Source organism: Pseudomonas sp. R3-56 (assembly GCF_051132075.1).
Taxonomy (GTDB): domain Bacteria; phylum Pseudomonadota; class Gammaproteobacteria; order Pseudomonadales; family Pseudomonadaceae; genus Aquipseudomonas.
This window is the reverse complement of the sequence record NZ_CP071657.1, coordinates 5617590-5641057: the sequence shown is the minus strand read 5'-3', so window position 1 is coordinate 5641057 and position 23468 is coordinate 5617590. Positions and strand designations below refer to the sequence as shown.

General features: G+C 62.0%; 13 protein-coding genes and 2 pseudogenes. 5 read left to right on the top strand and 10 right to left on the bottom strand.

Translation table 11 applies throughout. The features are described 5' to 3' along the window. Positions 1 to 24: 24 nt before the first annotated feature. The 3 genes and pseudogenes from J3P96_RS25575 to J3P96_RS25565 all read right to left on the bottom strand — a co-directional run. A complete protein-coding gene (locus J3P96_RS25575) occupies positions 25 to 1767 on the bottom strand; it encodes a potassium/proton antiporter (RefSeq protein WP_305497295.1) in 1743 nt (580 codons plus the stop codon). Positions 1768 to 1952: 185 nt separating this feature from the next. Further along, positions 1953 to 2552: pseudogene (locus tag J3P96_RS25570) on the bottom strand (methyl-accepting chemotaxis protein); the annotation flags it as partial. 303 nt (positions 2553 to 2855) lie between these two features. Next, a pseudogene (locus J3P96_RS25565) lies at positions 2856 to 3512 on the bottom strand (MCP four helix bundle domain-containing protein); the annotation flags it as partial. A 324-nt stretch (positions 3513 to 3836) separates the two neighbouring features. Here J3P96_RS25565 and J3P96_RS25560 point away from each other — a divergent pair. Beyond that, positions 3837 to 4067, top strand: a complete 231-nt coding sequence (locus J3P96_RS25560; RefSeq protein ID WP_305497293.1) for a hypothetical protein — start codon at positions 3837 to 3839, stop codon at positions 4065 to 4067. After that, on the top strand, positions 4064 to 4366 hold the full coding sequence (locus J3P96_RS25555; RefSeq protein ID WP_305497292.1) for a cell division protein ZapA: 303 nt from the start codon (positions 4064 to 4066) through the stop codon (positions 4364 to 4366). The genes J3P96_RS25560 and J3P96_RS25555 overlap by 4 nt, the downstream gene beginning before the upstream one ends. Positions 4367 to 4581: 215 nt before the next feature. Here the strand turns inward: J3P96_RS25555 and J3P96_RS25550 are convergent, their stop codons facing one another. Both J3P96_RS25550 and putA read right to left on the bottom strand, forming a co-directional pair. After that, positions 4582 to 6384 carry an acyl-CoA dehydrogenase gene (locus J3P96_RS25550; RefSeq protein WP_434653892.1) on the bottom strand — a complete coding sequence of 601 codons (1803 nt, stop codon included), beginning with the start codon at positions 6382 to 6384 and terminating at the stop codon, positions 4582 to 4584. A gap of 245 nt (positions 6385 to 6629) precedes the next feature. Beyond that, entirely contained in the window at positions 6630 to 10583 is a 3954-nt protein-coding gene (gene putA / locus J3P96_RS25545) for a trifunctional transcriptional regulator/proline dehydrogenase/L-glutamate gamma-semialdehyde dehydrogenase (RefSeq protein ID WP_434653891.1), read from the bottom strand. Between the two features lie 462 nt (positions 10584 to 11045). On the opposite strand from putA, the gene putP reads away from it, so the two are divergent. From putP to J3P96_RS25530, 3 genes are all read left to right on the top strand, one after another. Next, entirely contained in the window at positions 11046 to 12530 is a 1485-nt protein-coding gene (putP, locus tag J3P96_RS25540) for a sodium/proline symporter PutP (RefSeq protein WP_434653890.1), read from the top strand. Between the two features lie 289 nt (positions 12531 to 12819). Beyond that, complete coding sequence (gene tssI / locus J3P96_RS25535) at positions 12820 to 14847, top strand: type VI secretion system tip protein TssI/VgrG (RefSeq protein WP_434653889.1); 2028 nt, start codon at positions 12820 to 12822, stop codon at positions 14845 to 14847. Between the two features lie 136 nt (positions 14848 to 14983). After that, complete coding sequence (locus tag J3P96_RS25530) at positions 14984 to 15823, top strand: 23S rRNA (adenine(2030)-N(6))-methyltransferase RlmJ (RefSeq protein WP_434626420.1); 840 nt, start codon at positions 14984 to 14986, stop codon at positions 15821 to 15823. Between the two features lie 87 nt (positions 15824 to 15910). On the opposite strand, the gene J3P96_RS25525 is transcribed toward J3P96_RS25530, so the two are convergent. The 5 genes from J3P96_RS25525 to aceF form a co-directional block, all read right to left on the bottom strand. Next, positions 15911 to 16135, bottom strand: a complete 225-nt coding sequence (locus J3P96_RS25525) for a nucleoid-structuring protein H-NS (protein WP_434658371.1) — start codon at positions 16133 to 16135, stop codon at positions 15911 to 15913. A 265-nt stretch (positions 16136 to 16400) separates the two neighbouring features. Further along, positions 16401 to 17048, bottom strand: coding sequence for a peptide-methionine (S)-S-oxide reductase MsrA (gene msrA, locus J3P96_RS25520; RefSeq protein ID WP_434658328.1), 648 nt, complete (start codon positions 17046 to 17048; stop codon positions 16401 to 16403). 84 nt (positions 17049 to 17132) lie between these two features. Beyond that, on the bottom strand, positions 17133 to 19826 hold the full coding sequence (locus tag J3P96_RS25515; RefSeq protein WP_434653888.1) for a putative bifunctional diguanylate cyclase/phosphodiesterase: 2694 nt from the start codon (positions 19824 to 19826) through the stop codon (positions 17133 to 17135). Positions 19827 to 20020: 194 nt separating this feature from the next. After that, positions 20021 to 21412, bottom strand: a complete 1392-nt coding sequence (locus J3P96_RS25510) for an alkaline phosphatase D family protein (protein WP_434653886.1) — start codon at positions 21410 to 21412, stop codon at positions 20021 to 20023. A gap of 417 nt (positions 21413 to 21829) precedes the next feature. Continuing rightward, complete coding sequence (aceF, locus tag J3P96_RS25505; RefSeq protein WP_434653884.1) at positions 21830 to 23467, bottom strand: dihydrolipoyllysine-residue acetyltransferase; 1638 nt, start codon at positions 23465 to 23467, stop codon at positions 21830 to 21832. Position 23468: the final 1 nt, after the last annotated feature.

The following is a 23468-nucleotide window of genomic DNA, read 5'->3' as shown; positions in this document are numbered from 1 at the left end:
CAAGCAAGTGAGAGTGGGAGCAGTTTAGAGGAACAAGCCGGGGCCCGGGCGACTTCCTTCGGGGAATCTGACGCCCACTTTGCCGATCTTGTTCCCGTCCATGGCCGCGACCGTCCATAGGGTACTGTTCCACTCCACCTGGTCGCCGACCACCGGAGCCCCCCCGACTTTCTGGGCAATGAAGCGGCCCAGGGACATGTCCGGATCGATGCCGTCGAGTTGCAACCCGTACAGCGCCGCGACCGCGGCCAGCTGGGCGTCTCCTTCGAGTACGAAGTCGCCGAAAAAGCGCAGATCGAGGCCCCGTTGCGGCGCCTGGCTGAACAGTTTTCCCAGGGCTGGCAGGTCGTGTTCATGGCCGATTACACACAGCAGATCACCGACTTCCAGGACCGTACTACCCGACGGATGGAGCAGTTGCTGGCCACGAAACAGGGCCGCAATACGGGTTCCGTCAGGCATTTTCAGATCCCGAAGCGGCGAGCCGATGCACCACTTTTCCGCACCGAGGCGATAGATGAACAGCTCCCACTCGCTGGTGACGTGAACCTCCAGCGCTGCCCGGGAAATCGGCAGAGGTTCTGGCGGGACGGTCACGTGCAGAAGCTTGGCGACCCACGGCAGGCTCGTGCCTTGCACCAGCAGCGACACCAGCACGATAAAGAATGCCAGGTTGAAATAGAGCTGTGCGTGAGGCAAACCGGCCATCAGCGGGAACACCGCGAGGATGATCGGTACCGCGCCACGCAGGCCGACCCAGGAAATGAACACCTTCTCGCGACCGTGGAAAGCCTTGAACGGCAACAGCCCGACCATGACCGACAGCGGGCGCGCGAACAGGATCATCCACAGGGCCAGGCCCAGGGCGGGAAGGGCGATCGGCAGCAGGTCATGGGGCGTCACCAGCAGGCCCAACACAAGGAACATGCCGATCTGCGCCAGCCAGGCCATGCCATCGAGCATATGCAGGATGCCGTGGCGACTGCGTATCGGGCGGTTGCCGATTACCAGGCCGCACAGGTACACGGCCAGGAAGCCGCTGCCATGCAGGGCGTTGGTCAGGGCAAACACGGCCAGGCCGCCGCTGATCACCAGGATCGGGTAGAGGCCGTTGGCGAGGTTGATGCGGTTGACCAGTTGCAGCATCAGCCAGCCGCCACCCAGGCCGATCACGGCGCCGATACCGAACTCGCGCACCAGGTGCCCCAACAGGCTCCACTGCAGGCCGGTTTCGCCGCTGGCGAGCATGCCGATCAGGGTAACGGTGAGGAACACCGCCATCGGGTCGTTGCTGCCGGACTCGATTTCCAGAGTGGCGCTGACCCGTTCGTTGAGGCCTTTGCCGCCCAACAGCGAAAACACCGCCGCAGCGTCGGTGGAGCCGACGATCGCACCGATCAGCAGGCCCTGGATCAGGTTCAGGTCGAATAGCCACGCCGCCGCCAGGCCGGTCAGCCCGGTGGTGATCAGCACGCCGACGGTGGCCAGCGACAACGCCGGCCACAATGCCACGCGAAAGCTTGAGACCCGCGTGCGCAAGCCGCCGTCGAGCAGAATCACCGCCAGCGCGAGGTTGCCGACCAGGTAGGCCGTGGCGTAGTTATCAAAAAGAATACCGGCACCGTCCACGCCGGCCACCATGCCCACGGCGAGGATGATCACCAGGATCGGGATGCCCAGGCGCGACGAAAGAGAACTGACCAGAATGCTCGCACTCACCAGCAACGCGCCGATCAAGAACAGGCTGTTGATGGTCGTCGCAGTCAAAGGCAGTACTCCGGAATCTTGAGGGGGCAGGCGCAAACTGACCATGCAGTCTGCGTGCCAGCGATTCTAACCTGTTGAAATGTGATGCTGTCAAAAAAGGTTGGGATCGACGTATGTGCACCGGATCCAGAGAGGGAAACACCGTGGCGAGGGTCGCTCACAGTCGGTGAGCGACCCACAGGCGGTCAGAGGCTGAACCGCCCGACCATGCTGTTCAGGTCCACGGCCAGGCGCGACAGTTCGGCGCTGGCGGCGGTGGTCTGGTTGGCGCCGGTGGCCGATTGCACCGACAGGTCGCGGATGTTCACCAGGTTGCGGTCGACTTCACGGGCCACCTGGGCCTGCTCCTCGGCGGCGCTGGCGATCACCAGGTTGCGTTCGTTGATCTCGACGATGGCGGTGTTGATGGTGTCCAGGGACATCCCGGCGCCGCGGGCGATGTTCAATGTCGACTCGGCGCGCTCGGTACTGTTGCGCATCGAATCCACGGCCTGTTCGGTGCCGCTCTGGATGCTGCCGATCATGCGCTCGATCTCGCTGGTCGACTGTTGGGTGCGGTGGGCGAGGGCGCGTACTTCATCGGCTACCACCGCAAAACCACGACCGGCTTCACCGGCACGGGCCGCTTCAATGGCGGCGTTCAGTGCCAGCAGGTTGGTCTGGTCGGCCAGGCCACGGATCACATCGAGCACTTTGCCGATATCGCGGGACTCATCGGCCAGGTTGCCGATCAGCGTCGCGGTGCTCTGCACGTCGGCGCTCATGCGTTCGATGGCGCTGACGGTCTCTTGCACCAGGTCACGACCGTCACCCGCCGAAGTGGTGGCGTTCTTCGACGCTTCGGAAGTGCTGACCGCGTTGCGGGCCACTTCTTCCACGGCGCTGGTCATCTCGTTGACCGCCGTGGCGGCCTGCTCGATTTCGTTGTTCTGCTGGGTCAGGCCACGGGCACTTTCGTCGGTGACGCTGTTGAGCTCTTCGGCGGCGGAGGCCAGTTGGGTGGCCGAGCCGGAGATCCGCTGCAGCGTGTCGCGCAGTTTCTCCTGCATGGTCGCCATTGCTCGCAACAAACGGCCGGCTTCGTCGCTGCCATCCACGACGATCGGCCGGGTCAGGTTGCCCTTGGCAATTTCTTCGGCGGCATCCAGCGCGTTGGCGATTGGCTTGGTGATGCTGTTGGTCAACAGCCAGGCGAACAGCAGGGTCAGGCCGGTGGCGACGACCAGCAAGGTGACGACCCAGGTGAAAGCCGTTGAGTACTGTTGGGCAGCACCCTGGTTGAGCATTTCGGCTTGGCGATTATTGATTTCCATCAAACGGGTGACCGCCGCGTTGATCGCGTCGGAGTTGCTCAGCAATTCAGTGTTGAGCAGCGCTTGCAATTGATCGAGCTGGTTGTTGCGCGACAGGGTCTTCATCCGCTCTTCGAGCTGGCGGTACTGATTCAGCAACTGTACGTATTGCTCATAAGCGGCGCGTTCATCCGGGGCGCTGATGAGCTTTTCGTATGCGGTCTGCGCCTCGCGGATCTGCTGATTGCGTTGTTCGAACAGCTCATAGGTTTTCTGCTGGACGTCCGGTTCACGGTTGGTCAGCAGGCGATAGGACAGGACGCGAAGGCGCAGGGTGAGCTGGGTGAACTCGTCGAGGGCCTTGATGCTCGGGACGCTGTTCTGGACGATGGTTTCGCCCGAGACGCGGATCTTGCTCATCTGGCTCAAGGCAAATACGCCCAAGGCCAGCATCAGGGCGCCGATCAGGGCAAACCCCAGGAACGCCCGCGGCGCGATGTTCATATTACGTAGGGACATGGAAGTTACCGTGAAAAAGCGCGTCCGTGCGGAGCTGTGACTGGTTTCCCTGAATTATCGGTCTGGCGATTGAAGTCTTGAGGGCGCTGCGTGCTTTTGTCGCACGCCATCGGGGTTGGCGCGACGAAGGGTCGGAACCAGATTTCCCCATCACAGTCTTTACAGCTCGCGAGCGGGATACCGCTGCCTTCTGAGTCGTGGCGCCGACGGTGAGTTTTCTTTATCGTACGCGCCCCCTTGAAAAGCCTGGAATTCAATATGTTGGAAACATCCCTCAGCCAGCTGGAGCAACTGGTCAACGACCTGGTGCAACAGAACCGCCACCTGACCGGCCTGAATGAAAGCCTGAGCGCCGAACTGGCCAAGGCCAAGGATGAAAACGAAAGCCTGCAGCTGAACCTGATGGAACAGGAAGAATTGCACGGCACCACCGCCGCACGGATCCAGGCCCTGATCGAGCGCGCCAGCACCGCAACGGTCGGCGCATGAAGCAGGGTGCCGATGGGGTGACGGTCGTCTCGATTCTCGGAGAGGAATACTCGATCAAGGCGCCGGCCGGGCAGGAGCAGGCGCTGCTGGACGCCGCTTCGATGCTCAAGGCGGCCCTGGCCGATACCAAGCGTAAATTCCCGACGTTGATCGGCGACCGCCTGCTGGTGCTGGCGGCCATGAATCTGTGTTCGCAACAGATTGAAATGCAAAAGCAGCACCGCGCGGAGCTCGACCGCTACGAGGAGCAGGTCAGCGCCACGGTCGAGGTTATTGCCAAGACGATCCAGCAGGCTTGAACCTTTAGCGAATGTTGGCTGTGGTGCCTGTGTGGGAGCGAGCCTGCTCGCGAAAGCGTCGGATCAGGCGATTCAGCTTTAACTGACAGACCGCTTTCGCGAGCAGGCTCGCTCCCACAGTAGATCTATAGTGAACGCAGATGTTGCGTTCACTTGAGCCCCTGTGGGAGCGAGCCTGCTCGCGAATGGATTTCAGCCGCGCAGCAAGCTCCGGCTCAAAACCACTCCTCCCGCATCCCCAGGCACGTATCATCCCGCGCCTCGAGAATCGCCAGCTCATGCTGGCAACCTGGAACCTCCCAGGTCAGGAAGTAGCGCGCCGCTTGCAGCTTGCCGCTGTAGAAATCCACATCCGCCGCATTGCCCCTGGCCAGCCCTTCCTCGGCACGAATCGCCTGTTCCAGCCAGCGCCAGCCAATCACCATATGGCCAAACACCTTCAGGTACAGCGCCGAATTGGCCAGGCTGCTGTTGACCTTGCCCTGGGCGAGGTCCGTCAGCAGTCCGAGGGTGACCGATTGCAGGCGCGCCACCAGGGCTTCCAGCGGCTGGCGCAGGGACGTCAACGAATCGTATGCCTGGGCGCGTTCGCCGGTGTCGGCCACCAGGCGGATCAGTTGCTTGAGACCGGCGCCGCCGTTCTGCGCCAGTTTGCGTCCCAGCAGATCCAGGGACTGGATGCCATGGGTGCCTTCATGGATCGGGTTCAGGCGGTTGTCGCGGTAATACTGCTCCACCGGATATTCACGGGTGTAACCATGGCCGCCGAGAATCTGGATCGCCAGTTCGTTGGCCTTCAGGCAGAACTCCGATGGCCATGATTTGACGATAGGCGTCAGCAGGTCCAGCAACTCATGGGCGCGGCGGCGCTCGGCTTCGCTCTCAAGCGTAGTGGTGTCGTCGAACAGCCGCGCCGCGTACAGGCCCAGGTCGAACGAACCTTCCACATAGGCTTTCTGGGTCAACAGCATGCGACGTACGTCGGCGTGCTGGATGATCGGCACGGGCGCGGTGCCTGGATCCTTGCTGTCGGGTACCCGGCCCTGAGGGCGTTCGCGGGCGTATTCAAGGGAATACAGGTAACCGGCGTAGCCCAGCATGACGGCGCCCATGCCGACGCCGATCCGCGCCTCATTCATCATCTGGAACATGTAACTCAGACCGTGGTGCGGTTTGCCGACGAGGTAACCGACACACTCACCGTTATCACCGAAGTTCAGCGCCGTGGACGTAGTGCCGCGCCAGCCCATCTTGTGAAACAGCCCGGCCAGCAGCACGTCGTTGCGCTTGCCCAGGCTGCCATCTTCGTTCACCAGGAACTTGGGCACGATAAACAGCGAAATGCCCTTCACGCCCGGCGGCGCGTCCGGCAGTTTGGCCAGGACCATGTGCACGATGTTTTCCGACAGCGGATGGTCGCCACCGGAAATGAAGATCTTGTTGCCCTTGAGTCGATAAGTGCCGTCGGACGCCGGTTCCGCGCGCGTACGAATATCCGCCAGCGAAGAACCCGCGTGTGGTTCGGTCAGGGCCATGGTGCCAAAGAAGCGGCCGTCGATCATCGGTTGCAGGAAGCGCTGCTTCTGCTCGTCGCTACCGAAGCTTTCGATCAGGTTCGCCGCGCCCATGGTCAGGAACGGGTAAGAAGTCGAAGCAGCATTGGCCGACTGGAAATGCGCGAAGCACGCCTGGGACAGCAGCGTCGGCAGTTGCATGCCGCCGGCGTCGAAGCTGCGGGCGGCGTTGAGAAAGCCCGCCTCCAGGAACGCATCCACCGCAGGTTTCACTTCCGGGATCAGGATGGCCTGGCCATTTTCATAGCGCGGTTCGTTTTCGTCGTTCTTGCGGTTGTGCGGCGCGAAATATTTTTCGGCGATGCTGCGGGCCGTACCGATGGCTGCGTCGAAGGTTTCGCGATTGTGCTCGGCAAACCGTTCGCGCTGGGTCAGGCCTTCGGCATCAAGGACTTCATACAGCTCGAAAGCCAGATTGCGGGAACTGAGCAGCGTCTCGGACATGGCGGCCTACCTTTTCTTGGAATGGGCCGAGTCTAGGCGTGCTGATAAAGGCTGAACAGGATGATTGATGACAGTGATGCAGAGGCGGGGGCGACACTAATCAAAATGTGGGAGCGAGCCTGCTCGCGAAAGCGGTGAGTCAGCAACATTGAGCTCGACTGATACGCCATCTTCGCGAGCAGGCTCGCTCCCACATTGGGTTTCGATTGCCAGGCACCTATTGCGGGTGCCTGGCCTACAGCGTTTTAGCCGATCGTCATCAGACTGGCGTTACCACCCGCCGCGGCGGTGTTGACGCTCAGCGCGCGTTCGATCACCAGGCGTTCCAGGGCGATATTGGTTTCGCCCTGGGACAAGCCATGCACCCCGACGATCGCCCCGGCGCGCTTGGCCACTTGCTGGCACACGCCGCGCAACTGGTCAGAGTCGCCGTGGTGCAGGACTGCGTCGAACAACACGTCGTCCTTGGTCCAATCGGCAACCCGCTGGATACGCGCCTGAATGTCCTTCGGCAAGCGTGCGAACAACGCCTTGCTGGTGTCGGTTTCCGGCCACACGGCCGAGCCGCCTACGGCCAATACGGCCGCCAGCTGCGTCAGCAGGTCGCCTTCCACGTCTGCCAGGCACAACACGTGCTCGCGGGGCAGGATGGCGTAGCTGTTGCGTTCGCCGGTCGGGCCGGTCAGCTGGCGGGTGATGCCGCTTTGCGACTGGGCCGCAAACTGCACGCACAGGGCGCTCAGTTCGGCGAGCTTGTGGCTGTCGGCCCAGGCTTGCAGGGCGGTCAGCGGTTTGCTCATGGCGTCGCGCAAGCGCAGGTCCGGTGCCGACAGAGCATCGCCCCGTACGAAGGACTGCTGGATCGCATCGGTAGGACGAGTCGACAACAAGCGGTACAGGTACAGCGGGCCGCCGGCCTTCGGACCGGTGCCCGACAGGCCTTCGCCGCCGAACGGCTGCACGCCGACCACGGCACCGACGATGTTGCGGTTTACATAGACGTTACCGGCATGGACGTTGTCGATCACCTTGGCGATGGTTTCATCGATACGCGTGTGCACGCCCAGGGTCAGGCCGTAGCCGGAGGCGTTGATCTGACCGATCAACTGGTCCAGCTCCTTGCGCTTGTAGCGCACCACGTGCAGCACCGGGCCGAAGATCTCGCGTTGCAGCTCGTCGAAGCTTTCCAGCTCGATCAGGGTCGGCATCACGAAGGTGCCGCGCTTGCACTCGTCGCTGTCGGCGATTGCCATCTGATACACGGTGCGACCTTTGTCGCGCATGGCCTGGATGTGTTTCTCGATACCGGCCTTGGCTTCGGCGTCGATCACCGGGCCGATGTCCACCGACAGGCGCTCGGGGTTGCCGAGGCGCGATTCGGCCATGGCGCCCTTGAGCATTTCGATGACGCGGTCGGCGGAATCTTCCTGCAGGCACAGCACACGCAGGGCCGAGCAACGCTGGCCGGCGCTGTCGAAAGCCGAGGACACCACGTCGATGACCACTTGTTCAGTCAGGGCCGAAGAGTCGACGATCATCGCGTTCTGGCCGCCGGTTTCGGCGATCAGCGGGATCGGCCGGCCCTGGTTGTCCAGGCGTCCGGCGATATTGCGTTGCAACAGGCGCGCGACTTCGGTTGAACCGGTGAACATCACGCCTTTGACCCGATCGTCACCCACCAGGCGTGCACCAACGGTTTCGCCACGGCCCGGCAGCAATTGCAGGACGCCTTCCGGAATGCCGGCTTCAAGCATCAGGCGCACTGCCTGGGCAGCCACCAGAGGCGTCTGCTCGGCGGGCTTGGCCAGTACCGGGTTGCCGGCGGCCAGTGCGGCGGCGACCTGGCCGCTGAAAATCGCCAGCGGGAAGTTCCACGGGCTGATGCAGACCACCGGGCCCAATGGACGATGGGCATCGTTGGTGAAATCGTTGCGCGCCTGCACCGCGTAGTAGCGCAGGAAATCCACGGCCTCGCGCACCTCGGCGATGGCGTTGGCGAAGGTCTTGCCGGCTTCGCGGGCCAGCAGGCCCATCAGCGGCTGGATCTCACCTTCCATCAGGTCGGCGGCGCGCTCCAGGATCGCGGCGCGTTCGGCCGGTGGCGTGGCCTGCCAGATCGGCGCGGCGTTGAGGGCGCACTGGATGGCGTTGTCGACATCGGCGACGGTAGCCTCCTGCACGTGGCCCACCACGTCACGGTGATCGGCCGGGTTCAGCACCGGTGCCGGGGCTTCTTCACTGGCGGCGCAGCCGAGCATCGGCGCAGCTTTCCAGTCGTTGTGGGCGGTGGCCAGCAAAGCGCAGGACAACGAGGCCAGGCGATGTTCGTTGGCCAGGTCGATGCCGCTGGAGTTGGCGCGTTCGCTGCCGTACAAATCGCGTGGCAACGGAATACGCGGGTGCGGCAGGCCGAAACCGCCTTCCAGCGTCGCCATCTGCTCGATGCTCGCCACCGGATCGGCCACCAGTTCCTGGATGGAAATCGACTGGTCGGCGATGCGGTTGACGAACGAAGTGTTCGCGCCGTTTTCCAGCAAGCGACGCACCAGGTAGGCCAGCAGCGTTTCGTGGGTGCCGACAGGCGCGTACACACGGCACGGACGGTTCAGCTTGCCTTCGGAAACCTTGCCTACAACCTGTTCGTACAGCGGTTCGCCCATGCCGTGCAGGCACTGGAATTCATACTGCCCCGGGTAATAGTTCTGACCGGCGATGTGGTAAATCGCCGACAAAGTGTGGGCGTTGTGCGTGGCGAATTGCGGATAGATGACTTCCGGCACCGACAGCAGCTTGCGGGCGCAGGCGATGTAGGAAACGTCGGTGTACACCTTGCGGGTGTACACCGGATAGCCTTCCAGGCCTTCGACCTGGGCGCGCTTGATCTCGCTGTCCCAGTAGGCGCCTTTCACCAGGCGGATCATCAGGCGGTGACGGCTGCGACGAGCGAGGTCGATCACATAGTCGATGACGTACGGGCAACGCTTCTGGTAGGCCTGGATCACGAAGCCGATGCCGTTCCAGCCGGTCAGCTGCGGCTCGAAGCACAGGCGCTCGAGCAAGTCCAGGGACAGTTCGAGGCGGTCGGCCTCTTCGGCGTCGATGTTCAGGCCGATGTCGTATTGCTTGGCGAGCAGGGTCAGCGACAGCAGGCGCGGGTACAGTTCGTCCATGACGCGTTCGTACTGGGCGCGGCTGTAACGCGGGTGCAGGGCCGAAAGCTTGATGGAAATGCCCGGGCCTTCGTAAATCCCACGACCGTGAGAGGCTTTGCCGATCGAATGGATGGCTTGTTCGTACGAGGCCAGGTACTTCTGGGCGTCATGTTCGGTGAGCGCGGCTTCACCGAGCATGTCGTAGGAATAACGGAAGCCCTTGGCTTCGAATTTGCTGGCGTTGGCCAGGGCTTCGGCGATGGTTTCGCCGGTGACGAACTGCTCGCCCATCAGGCGCATGGCCATGTCGACGCCCTTGCGGATCATCGGCTCGCCGCTCTTGCCAATGATGCGGCTCAGCGACGAAGTCAGGCCGGCTTCATTATGAGTGGCGACCAACTTGCCGGTCAGCAGCAGGCCCCACGTGGCGGCGTTGACGAACAGCGACGGGCTGTTGCCCAGGTGCGGCTGCCAATTGCCGGTGCTGATCTTGTCGCGAATCAGTGCGTCGCGGGTGCCTTTGTCCGGGATGCGCAGCAGCGCCTCCGCCAGGCACATCAGCGCTACGCCTTCCTGGGACGACAGGGAAAATTCCTGCAGCAGGCCCTGGACAATACCGGCACGGCCGCCGGCGCTCTTCTGGTTACGCAGTTTTTCCGCGATCGACGCCGCGAGCTTGTTGGTGGCTTCGGCCATTTCGGCCGGCAGTCGGGCCTGCTCGATCAGCATCGGCACCACTTCCGGCTCAGGGCGGCGGTAGGCGGCGGTAATGGAGGCGCGCAGGACCGATTGCGGCAGAATGCTTTCGGCGAACTCCAGGAAGCACTGGTGAGCGTGGTCGGGCTGGACTTCACCGGCATCATCGCTGTCGACGCGGGTCGAACCGTTCAGCTCGGTCAGGGTTGCACCACCCTCGAGTTTTTCCAGGTAATTGAAAATTGCCTGCTTGATCAGCCAGTGCGGCGTGCGATCAATCGAAGTTGCGGCCGCCTTCAGGCGTTCGCGGGTCGGGTCGTCGAGTTTGACCCCAAGGGTGGTGGTAGCCATATTTTTATCCTCATGTTTACCACGTATGGCGTGGCATCAGCTGGCGGCAAGATTAGCTGCGAGCCGATAGAGGTGCAACCGGGTGCAACCTGTTTTTTGTCGAAATATTGAGCAGCTCATCAGGTCGCACCGGGCTCCGAACATGCTTCGCACTTTGTTGGTGCGCTACTGAGCCGAAAATCACCCTTGTTTGCACCAATAGCGTGCGAAAAGTCTCCTTCCGTACGAATATTCCGACTAGGTGCAACTTATTTGAACGAAACTGGTTGCACCTTATTTGATTTGTTGAATAGCATTCGCGGCCAAGGTGCAACCGGCTTTCCGCCGAGGGGCATCGGCTGGTGGCTTTCCTGGGGAAACATCAGTCATAAATTCGCGGGTCCACAAAACGTCGGTACAACGTCTGCGTTGTCCGGGTTTTCAACTGCCACCGCACCATAAAAACAAAGCCAGGGCGTACTCATGAGTTTCAGCAATCCTACCCTGATCACCTTCGTGATCTATATCGCAGCCATGGTCCTGATCGGCCTGATGGCTTATCGCTCCACCAACAACCTTTCCGATTACATCCTGGGCGGTCGCAGCCTGGGCAGTGTCGTGACGGCGCTCTCTGCCGGTGCCTCCGACATGAGCGGCTGGCTGTTGATGGGTTTGCCCGGCGCCATCTATATGTCCGGCCTGTCGGAAAGCTGGATCGCCATCGGCCTGATCATCGGTGCCTACCTGAACTGGCTGTTCGTGGCCGGGCGCCTGCGGGTGCAGACCGAGCACAACGGTGACGCGCTGACGCTGCCGGACTACTTCGCCAGCCGCTTCGAAGACAAGAGCGGTTTGCTGCGGATCATCTCCGCCGTCGTGATCCTGGTGTTCTTCACCATCTACTGCGCTTCCGGCATTGTTGCCGGTGCCCGTCTGTTCGAAAGCACTTTCGGCATGTCCTACGAGACCGCGCTGTGGGCCGGTGCCGCCGCGACCATCGCCTACACCTTCATCGGTGGTTTCCTGGCCGTGAGCTGGACCGATACCGTGCAGGCCACGCTGATGATCTTCGCGTTGATCCTCACGCCGATCATCGTGCTGCTGGCCACCGGCGGCGTCGATACCACTTTCCTGGCTATCGAAGCGAAAGACCCTACGTCGTTCGACATGCTGAAAAACACCACCTTCATCGGCATCATCTCGCTGATGGGCTGGGGCCTGGGCTACTTCGGCCAGCCGCATATCCTGGCGCGCTTCATGGCGGCAGATTCGGTCAAGTCGATTGCCAAGGCGCGTCGTATTTCCATGGCCTGGATGATCCTGTGCCTGGGCGGCACCGTTGCCGTCGGTTTCTTCGGTATCGCCTACTTCTCGGCGCACCCTGAAGTGGCCGGTCCGGTAACCGAAAACCCTGAGCGTGTGTTCATCGAACTGGCGAAACTGCTGTTCAATCCATGGGTTGCCGGTGTCCTGCTGTCGGCCATCCTGGCGGCGGTGATGAGCACCTTGAGCTGCCAACTGCTGGTGTGCTCCAGTTCCCTGACCGAAGACTTCTACAAGACGTTCTTGCGCAAGAGCGCTTCCCAGCTGGAACTGGTCTGGGTAGGTCGTTTCATGGTGCTGCTGGTAGCGGTCATCGCCATCGCCCTGGCCGCCAACCCGGAAAACCGCGTGCTGGGCCTGGTGAGCTACGCCTGGGCCGGTTTCGGTGCAGCATTCGGTCCTGTGGTACTGATTTCGGTGATCTGGAAAGACATGACCCGTAACGGCGCGCTGGCCGGGATCCTGGTGGGTGCGATCACCGTAATCGTCTGGAAGCATTTCGAGCTGCTGGGCCTTTACGAAATCATCCCTGGCTTCATCTTTGCCAGCCTGGCGATCTACGTGGTCAGCAAGATGGGTTCGCCAACCGCCGGCATGCTGCAGCGCTTCGAAGCGGCCGAGAAGGATTTCCGCTTGAATCAATAAGCCACTCGGCGAGGCCTTCATGGCTCGTCTGCAGGTTTGAAAAACGGCTCGTCTCTTATGGAGGCGGGCCGTTTTTTTTGGCGGCGCCCCGGCCCGATTGTTGGAGAGACTCCGCCGTTACCTCACTTTGCCTGACAGGCTCTGCCAAACCGCGATGTCAGGCGATACGTTTGTTTTGTGCAACTTTGTCCCCGTCGTCTGTAAGGCAAATCTGTTTTTTCCGCCGATCGGTCCAATCCGTCATGGCTCATGCAGAATCGTTTGCCTCCCTTTCGCAGAGGCACATCGGATGTTCGCGCCTGCCAACTCGCCACGTTTTACGCTGACATTCGACAGCGGCCCGAATGAATTGCAGGTCCTTGAGTTCAAGGGCACGGAAGCCGTCAGCCAGCCCTATCGCTTTGATCTGGAGCTGGTCAGCGAGCGGCCCGACCTGGTGCTTGAAGATCTATTGCATCGTCAGGCTTATCTGCGCTTCGGTCACCAAGGTGGCGGGATACACGGCCAGGTCTATAGCGTCGCCCAAGGCGATTCAGGCGAGCGGCTGAGCCGTTATCAGGTCAGCCTGGTGCCTCGCCTGGCTTACTTGCGCCATCGCATCAACCAGCGGATTTTCCAGCACTTGAGCGTGCCGGAAATCATCGCTCGCGTATTGAAGGACCACGGTATTCTCGCCGATGCCTGCCAGTTCACCGATCTCGGCAGACGATACCCCGAGCGTGAATATTGCGTGCAGTACCACGAAAGCGATCTGGTTTTTATCGAACGGATTTGCGCCGAAGTCGGCATCCATTATCACTTCCGACACAGCCCTGACGGCCACCTGCTGATATTTGGCGACGACCAGAGGGTGTTCCCGCGCCTACCCAAGCCCACGTTGTATCTGCCCGGCAGCGGCATGGCTGCCGCCGCGCCGGCCATCAAGCGCCTGGCCGTGCGGTTGCAGACCCGCACCAACGCCGTGATGTTGCGCGACTACGATTTTCGCAAGCCGGGCCTCTCGTTGCAGGCGGACATCGACAATCAGCAACTTCCCGTTCTGGAGAGTTATCACTACCCCGGCCAGTTCACCGACCGCGACGATGGCCAGCATCTGGCCCAGCATGCTCTCGAACGGCAGGCGGGCGATGAGCGCCTGGCGGAGGGTGGCAGCGATGACAGCGCCTTTGCCAGCGGACATTTCATGTGTATCAAGGAGCATCCCCGGGCGCAATGGAACGACCTCTGGTTGCTGACGCAGGTTGACCACCATGGCCGCCAGCCGCAGGTGCTGGAAGAAAACGCCTCTGTCGGCGCGGATGAGTTCCAGGGCTACCGAAATAGCTTCCTCGCGATGCCGTGTGAAGTGTTCTTTCGTCCGCCGTTGCAACACAGGAAGCCGTCCGTCAACGGCTACCAGCCCGCGGTGGTGACCGGCCCGGCGGACAGCGAAATCCATTGCGACGCGTTCGGGCGGGTCAAGGTGCAACTGGTCTGGGATCGCGACGGTAAGCGTGACGAGCATTCCAGTTGCTGGCTGAGGGTGGCGAGCGGCTGGGCACACGATCATTACGGCGGCGTGATGATTCCCCGGGTCGGCATGGAAGTGCTGGTGGGGTTCATGGAGGGCGACGTGGACAAGCCGCTGGTGGTGGGCTGTCTGCCGAACGGCGCCAACCCGGTACCGCTGGACCTGCCGGCGGACAAGACCCGCAGCATATTGCGCAGCCAGAGCAGCCCCGGTGGCGGTGGCTACAACGAGTTGCGCATCGAGGACCGCAAGGGTGCCGAGGAAATCTACCTGAGGGCCCAGCGCAACTGGACCCAGCACGTATTGCATGACCAGCGCGTGCAGGTCGATCACGAGCGCAGCATCGTGGTCTCCGGCTTGTCGCGGCATGAACTGCAGAACGACGAGCAGCGCATCACCGCAGGTCGGCGTCAGGTCGAGGTCCGCCAGGACGATCACCTGCTGGTCACGGGCGATCGGCATATCCGCGTGGCCAACCAAGCCATCAGCGCCGTGGGAGGCTTTCATGTCAGTGCCGGCCGGCAGATCGTGCTGGAGGGTGGTGCCAGCGCGACCATCCAGGCCGGTGGGCACTGGATCAACATCGGTCCGGGCGGAATCTTCAGCAGCGCACCGATCCAGGTCGGTGGTGCGCCGATGGCAACCATGGGCGCCGAAGCCATTGCGCCCGGCGCGGCGGAAAAACTCGCCGCCGCGCCGGTCTCGCCCCTTAGCCATGCGCAGATCCTCAGCCTGAAAAGCCCCGCGCCGTTCTGCGAGGAATGCGAGCGCTGCAAGGAGGGCGCCTGCGATCTGTTGGCGTATTGAGGCTCGTTGTAAGGGGCTGCTGCGCAGCCCAGCGGGAGCAAGCTCCCTCGCCACGGGTCTGTTCGTCCGCTCGGCTGCGAACCCCTGACGTTCGGCACGCTTCAAGGTAAACTCCTCGGCCTTCGCAGGAGCCGCCATGAATTATCGCCACGCCTTCCACGCCGGCAATCACGCCGATGTGTTCAAACACCTGACCTTGACCCGCCTCATTGCCCTGATGTCGCGCAAGGAGCAGCCCTTTGCCTACCTCGATACCCACGCGGGCATCGGGCTGTACGACTTGCAGGGCGACCAGGCCAATCGCACCGGCGAATATCTGGAAGGCATCGCGCGGTTGTGGGGCCAGGATGACCTGCCGCCGCTGACCGCCGAGTACATGAAGGTGCTGCACGAGATGAACCCGGACGGTCAGTTGCGCTATTACCCAGGCTCACCGGAACTGGCGCGGCGCCTGACCCGGGCGCAGGACCGGGTGCTGCTCAACGAGAAACATCCCGAAGACGGCGTTCTGCTCAAGGACAACATGAAGGGTGATCGTCGCGTGGCGGTGCACCTGGGCGAAGGCTGGCATGTGCCGCGGGCTCTGCTGCCGGTGAGCGAGAAGCGCGGGCTGATGCTCATCGATCCGCCCTTTGAACAGCTCGACGAGATGCAGCGCTGCGCCGCTTCGCTCAAGGAGGCCATCGGCCGGATGCGCCAGACGGTTGCGGCGATCTGGTACCCGGTGAAGGACCAGCGCATGTTGCGTCGCTTCTATCAGGACCTGGCCGGCACCGGCGCGCCGAAGCTGTTGCGGGTGGAATTGCTGGTGCATCCGCTGGCCACGCCGAACAGCCTGAACGGCTCCGGCCTGGCCATTGCCAATCCGCCTTGGGGGCTTGAGGAAGAACTGCGGGAATTGCTCCCGTGGTTATCCAGGAAGCTCGGGCAGACCCAGGGTGGTTGGCAGATGGATTGGTTGATTGCCGAAAGCTGATTGATGGCGCCTGATAGGCCGCCTTCGTCGGATCGCCGCCCGGAGCAGGCTCGCTCCCACAATGAAACCGGGGTACCCCCGCGAGAATCAGGCCGCCTTGCTTTTGATCTTGATCTTGATCTTGATCTTGATCTTGATCTTGATCTTGATCTGAGGCGCCCCGTTAACCACGCTGGCCGAACGCAGGCATTGTGGAGTGGGCATCCCGGCATGGATGCCGGGATAGCCGCGCTGGGCCAGGGATGGCCCTTCGCGGCGGGCCCACGGAGCAATGCCGGAGTGAGGGCACACCGAGCCTGGGCGAGGTGCCAAGTGGTGGGGCAGAGCGTTTTTGGTTACTTTTGGCTGGTCCGGCTCCCGGCTCTTTCCAAAAGTGACCCGCCGTAAGGGCGGAACCCTAGGCAGCCGTTACCGCAGCAACGGATATGTACCCAGTCAACCGCCCCCCTGGCCGACTGTCAGGCCGCATTCGCGAGCAAGCTCGCTCCCACAGGGCTTGGGGTGTACTCACTATATGGGTTCGACCCCGGCCATTGTGGGAGCGAGCTTGCTCGCGATGCTTTTCAGGGCCTGACGATCAGATCGGGCAGGTCACGCCCGTACCGCCAATCCCGCAATAACCTTCAGGGTTTTTCGCCAGGTATTGCTGGTGATACGCCTCGGCAAAGTAGAAGGTCGGCGCTTCGTCGATTTCGGTGGTGATTTCTCCTAGGCCGGCCTTGGTCAGTTCAGCCTGGAATACTTCCTTGCTCTTTTTCGCCGCTTCCAGCTGCTCGGGCGTGGTGCAGTAGACCACCGAGCGGTACTGGGTGCCGATGTCGTTGCCCTGGCGCATGCCCTGGGTCGGGTTGTGCAGTTCCCAGAACATCGCCAGCAGTTCGTTGTAGCTGACTTTCTCCGGCTCGTAGACCACCAGCACCACTTCGCTGTGGCCGGTCAGGCCCGAGCAGACTTCTTCGTAAGTCGGGTTTGGCGTAAAGCCGCCCGCGTAACCCACCGCCGTGCTGACCACGCCTTCACGTTGCCAGAACTTGCGCTCCGCGCCCCAGAAGCAACCCAGGCCGAAGATCGCGAAATCCACATTGGTCACGAATGGGCCCAGCAGTGGTGCGTCGAGGACGAAGTGTTTTTCCGGCACGGTCATCGGGGTTTCACGGCCAGGTAGAGCTTGATCAGGAGTAGGAAGCACGTTTTTGTTCACCAGGATTTCCGAGCGCAAGACCATCATCAGTCCTCTCAGTCAGGTTGAATTGAGCGAAATAGACCGTCAGTGTGCCTCAGAAAAGCCGCTGCTCGCTATAAGCGGCTGTCAGACAAGAGGGCCGCGCGGGTAGCGCTTGAGCTTCTCGACAAGCTCTGCCCCGGGAATTGGCCGGTCGAACAGGTAGCCCTGGCCGACGTCGCAGCGGTGGCGCCGCAGGAACGCCAGCTGCTGGGCGGTCTCGATGCCTTCGGCGACGACCTTGAGTTTCAGGTTGTGGGCCATGGCGATCACGGCGGAGGTGATTTCCATGTCGTCCTGGTTGTCCGGGATTTCATGGATGAAGCTGCGATCGATCTTGATGATGTCGATCGGGAATTTCTTCAGATAGCTCAGGGATGAATAACCGGTACCGAAATCGTCCATGGCCAGGGTCAGGCCCAGGCGCTTGAGCTGGTCGAGTTGCAGGTGCGTGTCTTCGGTGGCTTCGAGCAGCAAGCCTTCGGTCAGCTCCAGTTCCAGCAAGCGGGCCGGCAGTTGCTCTTCCTTGAGGATGCTGGCGATCGAGGCCACCAGGTCCGGGTCGGAGAACTGCTTGGGCGACAGGTTGATCGCCACCTGCAGGTTGCCCAGGCCGGCTGCGGTCAATTGCTTGCTCATGCGGCAAGCCTGGCGGGCGATCCATTTGCCGATGGGGATGATCAGGCCGGTTTCCTCGGCCACGCTGATGAACTGGTCCGGACGGATCATGCCTTTTTCCGGGTGGTTCCAGCGCAGCAGCGCCTCCATGCCCAGCAGGCGACCGCTGCGCAGGCACAGCTTGGGCTGGTAGAAAACGTCCAGTTCATTCTGGGTCAGGGCGCGGCGCAGGTTGTTTTCCACGAACAGCTTGTAGCTGGCCTCGGCGTTCAGCGCCTCGGTGAACACCTGGACCTGATGCTTGCCGTTGGCCTTGGCCTTGTGCAGGGCGAGGCCGGCGTTGCGCATCAGCGTCTGCGGGTCACGCCCATGCAACGGTGCGCAGGCCAGGCCGACCGAACCGGTCACGCTGATCAGTTGGTTGTCGACGAACATCGGCTTGTCGAGCGTCATCAGCAATTGGCTGGCGATCTGCTGGCCGGCTTCCAGGCCGGTGTCATCCAGCAGCACGGCGAACTCGTTACTGGCGAACCGCGCCAGGCTGCCGCTTGGGCTCAGGCTGTTGCGCAAGCGTCGGGCCAGGCTGATCAGCAGCTTGTCGCCGGTCTGGTGGCCGAGGCTGTCGTTGATGCGCTTGAAGTTGTCGATGTCCACCAGCAACAGGCTGATGGGCGAGTCGCTGTCCCGGGCGAAGCGTTCATCGAGATTGCGAATGAACGCCGGGCGGTTGCCCAGGTTGGTCAGGTTGTCGGTGTAGGCCAGGCGTTCGATGCGCTGCTGGGCCAGTTTGGTCTGGGTGATGTCTTCGTAGATGCCGATGTAGTGGGTCAGTTCGCGGTTGTCGCCATAGACCTTGGAAATCGACAGCTGGCCCCAGTAGGGCTCGAGATTTTTGCGCCGGCTCTTGAATTCGCCCTGCCAGCTGTTGCTCTGGGCCAGGGCCGACGGCGCGTCGAAGAGCAGTTCGCTGAGATTCTCCAGGGCCGGCAGCTCGGACAGGCGCTGACCGTGGACTTCTTCAGTGGTGTACTGAGTGATGGCGGTGAAGCTCGGGTTGACGTATTCCACCACGCCGTCGCAGTTGACCAGCAGGAACGCGTTGGCGCTCTGTTCCACCGCGCGCTGGAACAAGTGCAGGGCGCTGGTGGCGGTGCGCCGGTTGTGGTTGTTGATGACCTGGGCGAACTGGTCCGCCAGTTCGCCGGCAAAGGCGATTTCATCCGATTGCCAGGCGCGGGTGGCGCCCACTTGCTCCAGGCACAGGACGCCTACCACCTGGCCGTCGATACGGATACTGGCGTCGAGAATCGCGTTGACGTCGCGGATGCGCAAGTTCTCGGCCATCTCGCGGGTGCGCGGGTCGCGCATCGCGTTGTGGGCATCAATGGCGCGGCAGGTCTGCAACGCTTCCATGTAAGTTGGAAACTCGCTGGCATTGATCACTTCCGGCAGGAAATATCCCTGGGAGGCGCGGTTATAGGCCGAGATCGGCAGCAGTTTGCCGTCCTCCAGATTCCAGATGCTGGCGCTGTCGATCTGGTAGATATCGCAGGCGCTGCGGGTAATCAGCTCGGCGGCTTCCTGCAAGGAATTGTTGGCGCTATAGCGCTGGCGGGTCAGCAGCAGGATCAGGTCTTGTTGGGCGCGCACCCGGTCCAGGTGCTGGAGCTGCTCCTGCTGGGCGCGCTGGTTCAGTTCCAGGGCGATCTGCAGGCGCGAGTTCTGGGTTTCCAGATCGAGCGCCGGCACGGAGGGCTCGGTCGGCAGCAGGCTGTCCACCACCAGCAGATAGCCGCGCAGCAAATGGCGGTTGTGCTGTTTGTAGGTTTCACCTGTTTCCAGGAGGTTCAACGGGCCCCTGGCGGTGTGCAGCGTGTAGCGGATCTGGTAATGAGGGGCCTGGGTCAACTGCTGCTGGATCGCGTCGTGCAACTGGTAGCGTGCTTCCGGCTCCATGAGGCTGGCGTAGGGTGAGCTCACCAGCGAGCACAGCTCGACGGCCGGCAGGCCAAAGTAACGTTCGCAGTTGGGATCGAGAAACAGTAGCGCCCAGCTTGCTTCATTCAGCCGTTCGAAACGCAGCATACCGAGCCGCGAGGGCACCGGTAACTGCGTCACTACCTCGGCCGCCATACGGCTGGCGGCATCGGGTTGGCTTTTCATGAGGGAAACTCGCTTCGAAGATGCTGATCGCGCCGGGCTGACGCCCTCGTTATTACGGATTGCCGCAAGGTTGCATCATTGCGGCACTGGCTGACAAGAGACATGAAGGCCAAGTGCTATAAACCTTTTATCGGCCGATCAGCGGATTTCTCCAGTGGCCAGCCGATCAGAGGCATTCGTGGTGCCACCGCAGGTCAGCGCAACGGTATATCGACGACCTCCAAGGGGCCGCCGTCACGGTCATGAAAGGTCACTTGAATGCTCTGGGTCGTTACTCGCAGCTGAGCGAAATTGTCCTGGCTGATGACCTTGCTGGTCAGTTCATATCGATACTCGCCGTCCGCTGCCTTGGCCATGGGCTCGCCGATAATGAAACTCGAGGCTGTGGCGTAGGGCAGCAGCAGGCTGTTGCACAGTGGCGAGGAAACGATGGTGTGGACTGCGAAATCAGGATCCTGGCTATGAACCAGGCGGCTGGTCAGGGAGCCGTGCACGTCGCCGGACACAAAAATCACGTTTTTGATCCGGTGCGTGCGGATGGCTTCGATCAGGCGCAGGCGTTGGTTCGGGAAAGCTTGCCAGGCGTCTCCGTCATCCAGTTTGCGATCGGGATAGAACATGACGCTCGTTACGACAAGCTTGACCCGGGCAGTGCTACCGATGAGCCATTCAAGCAGCGCCTGCTCCTGTTCCTGATCAAGAATGCGCCGGTCAGCCGCCGACAGGTTGCGTCGGGTCCGGCTGTCGGTGACGAACCATTGGATATCGCCGTGAGCGAACAGGTACCAAAATCGTTGCGGCGATCGGCCTGGGCTTGCGTCGTCCAGGTCTTCGCCAGCCGGGCCATGGCTGGCCTGATACAGCGCATAGGCATCCAGGGCGTTGGCGTATAGACGCTCATCGTCCGGTTCTTTATTGGCGGGCCAGTTGTCCTCGATTTCATGGTCATCGAGGATCATGTAGGTCGGTACGCTGGACATCAACCGCCTGATGTGCGGCAGGGAAAAGGCCGTGCGGTACTTGAACAGAATGTCCCGGGCGCTGCGGTCCGGGGCGACCCTGTTCAGGTCATCGAGGTAGACCTGGTCACCGGTCATCAATACGGCACTGATCGGCGGATCAGCCCGCTTCACGAGGTGGTTGATGCTCGCGAAGATGCGGTCACCGAGCCCGGGCAGCAACGGCACGTCGCCGACGATCTGCAAATAGCGACAGGAGCCTACGATATAACTGCGAGCAGTGTTGTCGGTGCCGGACGGCGTATGCAGGTGGTAAACCTCCCCGGGCCATGGCAATAGCAATTGACCCACGGTCGCCGCGGTATGGGTCGGGCGCATGGGGCTGAACCAGCCCGCCTGGTATTCGTAGGCGGTATCGGCGCGAAGACCTTTGAGCACGATGACAGCGGTCATGTCGCGGTAAGCCTTCAATTGCACGAATTGGCCTTGCGACCAGCGGGTGTCACCTTGGCGCCTGTGGCGAATCCCGGCGAAGACCCTGTTGTTGGCGTGGTCGCCGCGCAGGAATATCCGCGCATGGTGAGTCGTGGTGTGGCCGACGATAGGGCCAACGGTAGGTTTGAACATATTCGAATCCATTCGAAGTTTAATGGGGCACGCATCAAGATGCCTTGGCGGTTCGATGCTAAGGCTTGGCGTGTCGTAAATATCCATAGGGAAGGGGGCGCACGTTGTAGGCAATGACTACAGGGGGTGTAGTTATTTGAATCTTGCGCAGTAGGGAATTACCGCGTCGCCTGACCTGCCGCTATCGCGAGCAGGCTCGCTCCCACAGGGGTCCTCATCAGTTTCAAATGCTGGGCAGCGCCGCAAATCCATTGTGGGAGCGAGCTTGCTCGCGATGAGGTCGGCACATCCTGCACCGATGTACCTGACTTGAATTGCAGACAAAAAAAGCCCCGCCAGACGGGCGGGGTTGAGGTACGAGCGTGGCGCTCGGAAAACGAATCCCAAAGGGCCCTCCGCGAGGAGGGCCATTCGGTGTCACAGCAGGATGGTGCGGATGTCGCCCAGCAGGTCGCTCAAGCGCTTGGTGAAGCGTGCAGCGGCCGCACCATTGATCACACGGTGATCGTAGGACAGCGACAGCGGCAGCATCAGCTTGGGCTGGAAGGCTTTACCATCCCAGACTGGCTGGATGGTGGCCTTGGAGACACCCAGGATCGCCACTTCCGGCGCGTTGACGATCGGCGTGAAGCCGGTGCCGCCAATGTGCCCGAGGCTGGAGATGGTGAAGCAGGCGCCCTGCATGTCGTCGGCGGTGAGCTTCTTGTTCCGGGCTTTTTCGGCCAGGGCAGCGGCTTCGCCAGCCAGTTGCAGCAGGCTCTTCTGGTCGACGTTACGGATGACCGGTACCAGCAGGCCTTCCGGGGTGTCGACGGCAAAGCCGATGTGCACGTACTTCTTGCGGATCACAGCCTTGCCGCTTGGGGCCAGGGAACTGTTGAAGTCCGGCAATTCCTTGAGCAGGTGCGCGCAAGCCTTGAGCAGCAGCGGCAACACGGTCAGCTTCACGCCGGCCTTTTCGGCCACGGCTTTCTGTGCGACGCGGAAGGCTTCCAGTTCGGTGATGTCAGCCTGGTCGAACTGAGTCACGTGTGGAATGTTCAGCCAGCTGCGATGCAGGCTCGACGCGCCGATCTGCATCAGGCGGGTCATCGCGACTTCTTCGGTTTCACCGAAGCGGCTGAAGTCCACTGCCGGAATCGGCGGGATACCCGCGCCGCCAGTGGCGCCTTCGGCCGGTGCGTTCTTGGCCTTCTGCATCATGGCCTTGACGTAGGCCTGCACGTCTTCCTTCAGCACGCGGCCATGAGGACCGCTTGGACCGACGGCCGACAGCTCGACGCCGAATTCACGGGCCAGCTGACGCACGGCTGGGCCGGCGTGCACCTTGGCACCGCTTGGCGCAGGCGCAGCGGCGACAGGGGCGGGAGCCGCTTCGGCCTTGGCGGCAGGCGCGGCGGCTGGAGCCGGAGCCGGGGCCGACTCAGCCTTGGCAGCAGGCGCAGCAGCAGGGGCAGGTGCCGAGGCACCGGCCACTTTCAGCTTGAGGATCAAGTCACCGGTGCCGACTTCGTCGTCCAGCTTGACCTCGACGCTTTCCACCACGCCGGCAGCCGGCGAAGGGATCTCCATGCTGGCCTTGTCGGACTCCAGGGTGATCAGCGACTGGTCGGCTTCGACGGTGTCGCCGGCCTTGACCAGCACTTCGATGATCTTGGCCTTGCCCGAGGAACCGATGTCCGGGACATGAATATCCTGGACGCTGGCAGCGGCAGGCGCCGCAGCGGGCGCGGGAGCCGCTTCGGCAGCCGGCGCGGCGGCAGGCTTTTCAGCCGCTGCCGGGGCAGCAGCGGGCGCTGGCGCTTCAGGTGCCGCAGCGGCGCCTTCGACTTCCAGCTCCAGCAGCTCGTCGCCCTCTTTCAGGCGATCGCCCAGCTTCACTTTCAGGCTCTTGATGACACCGGCCTTCGGCGCGGGCACTTCCATGCTGGCCTTGTCCGATTCAAGCGTCAGGATGCTCTGGTCGGCTTCGATACGGTCGCCGACCTTCACAAACAGTTCAATTACTTCACCTTCACCGCTGCCGATGTCAGGTACGCGAATGAGTTCGCTCACG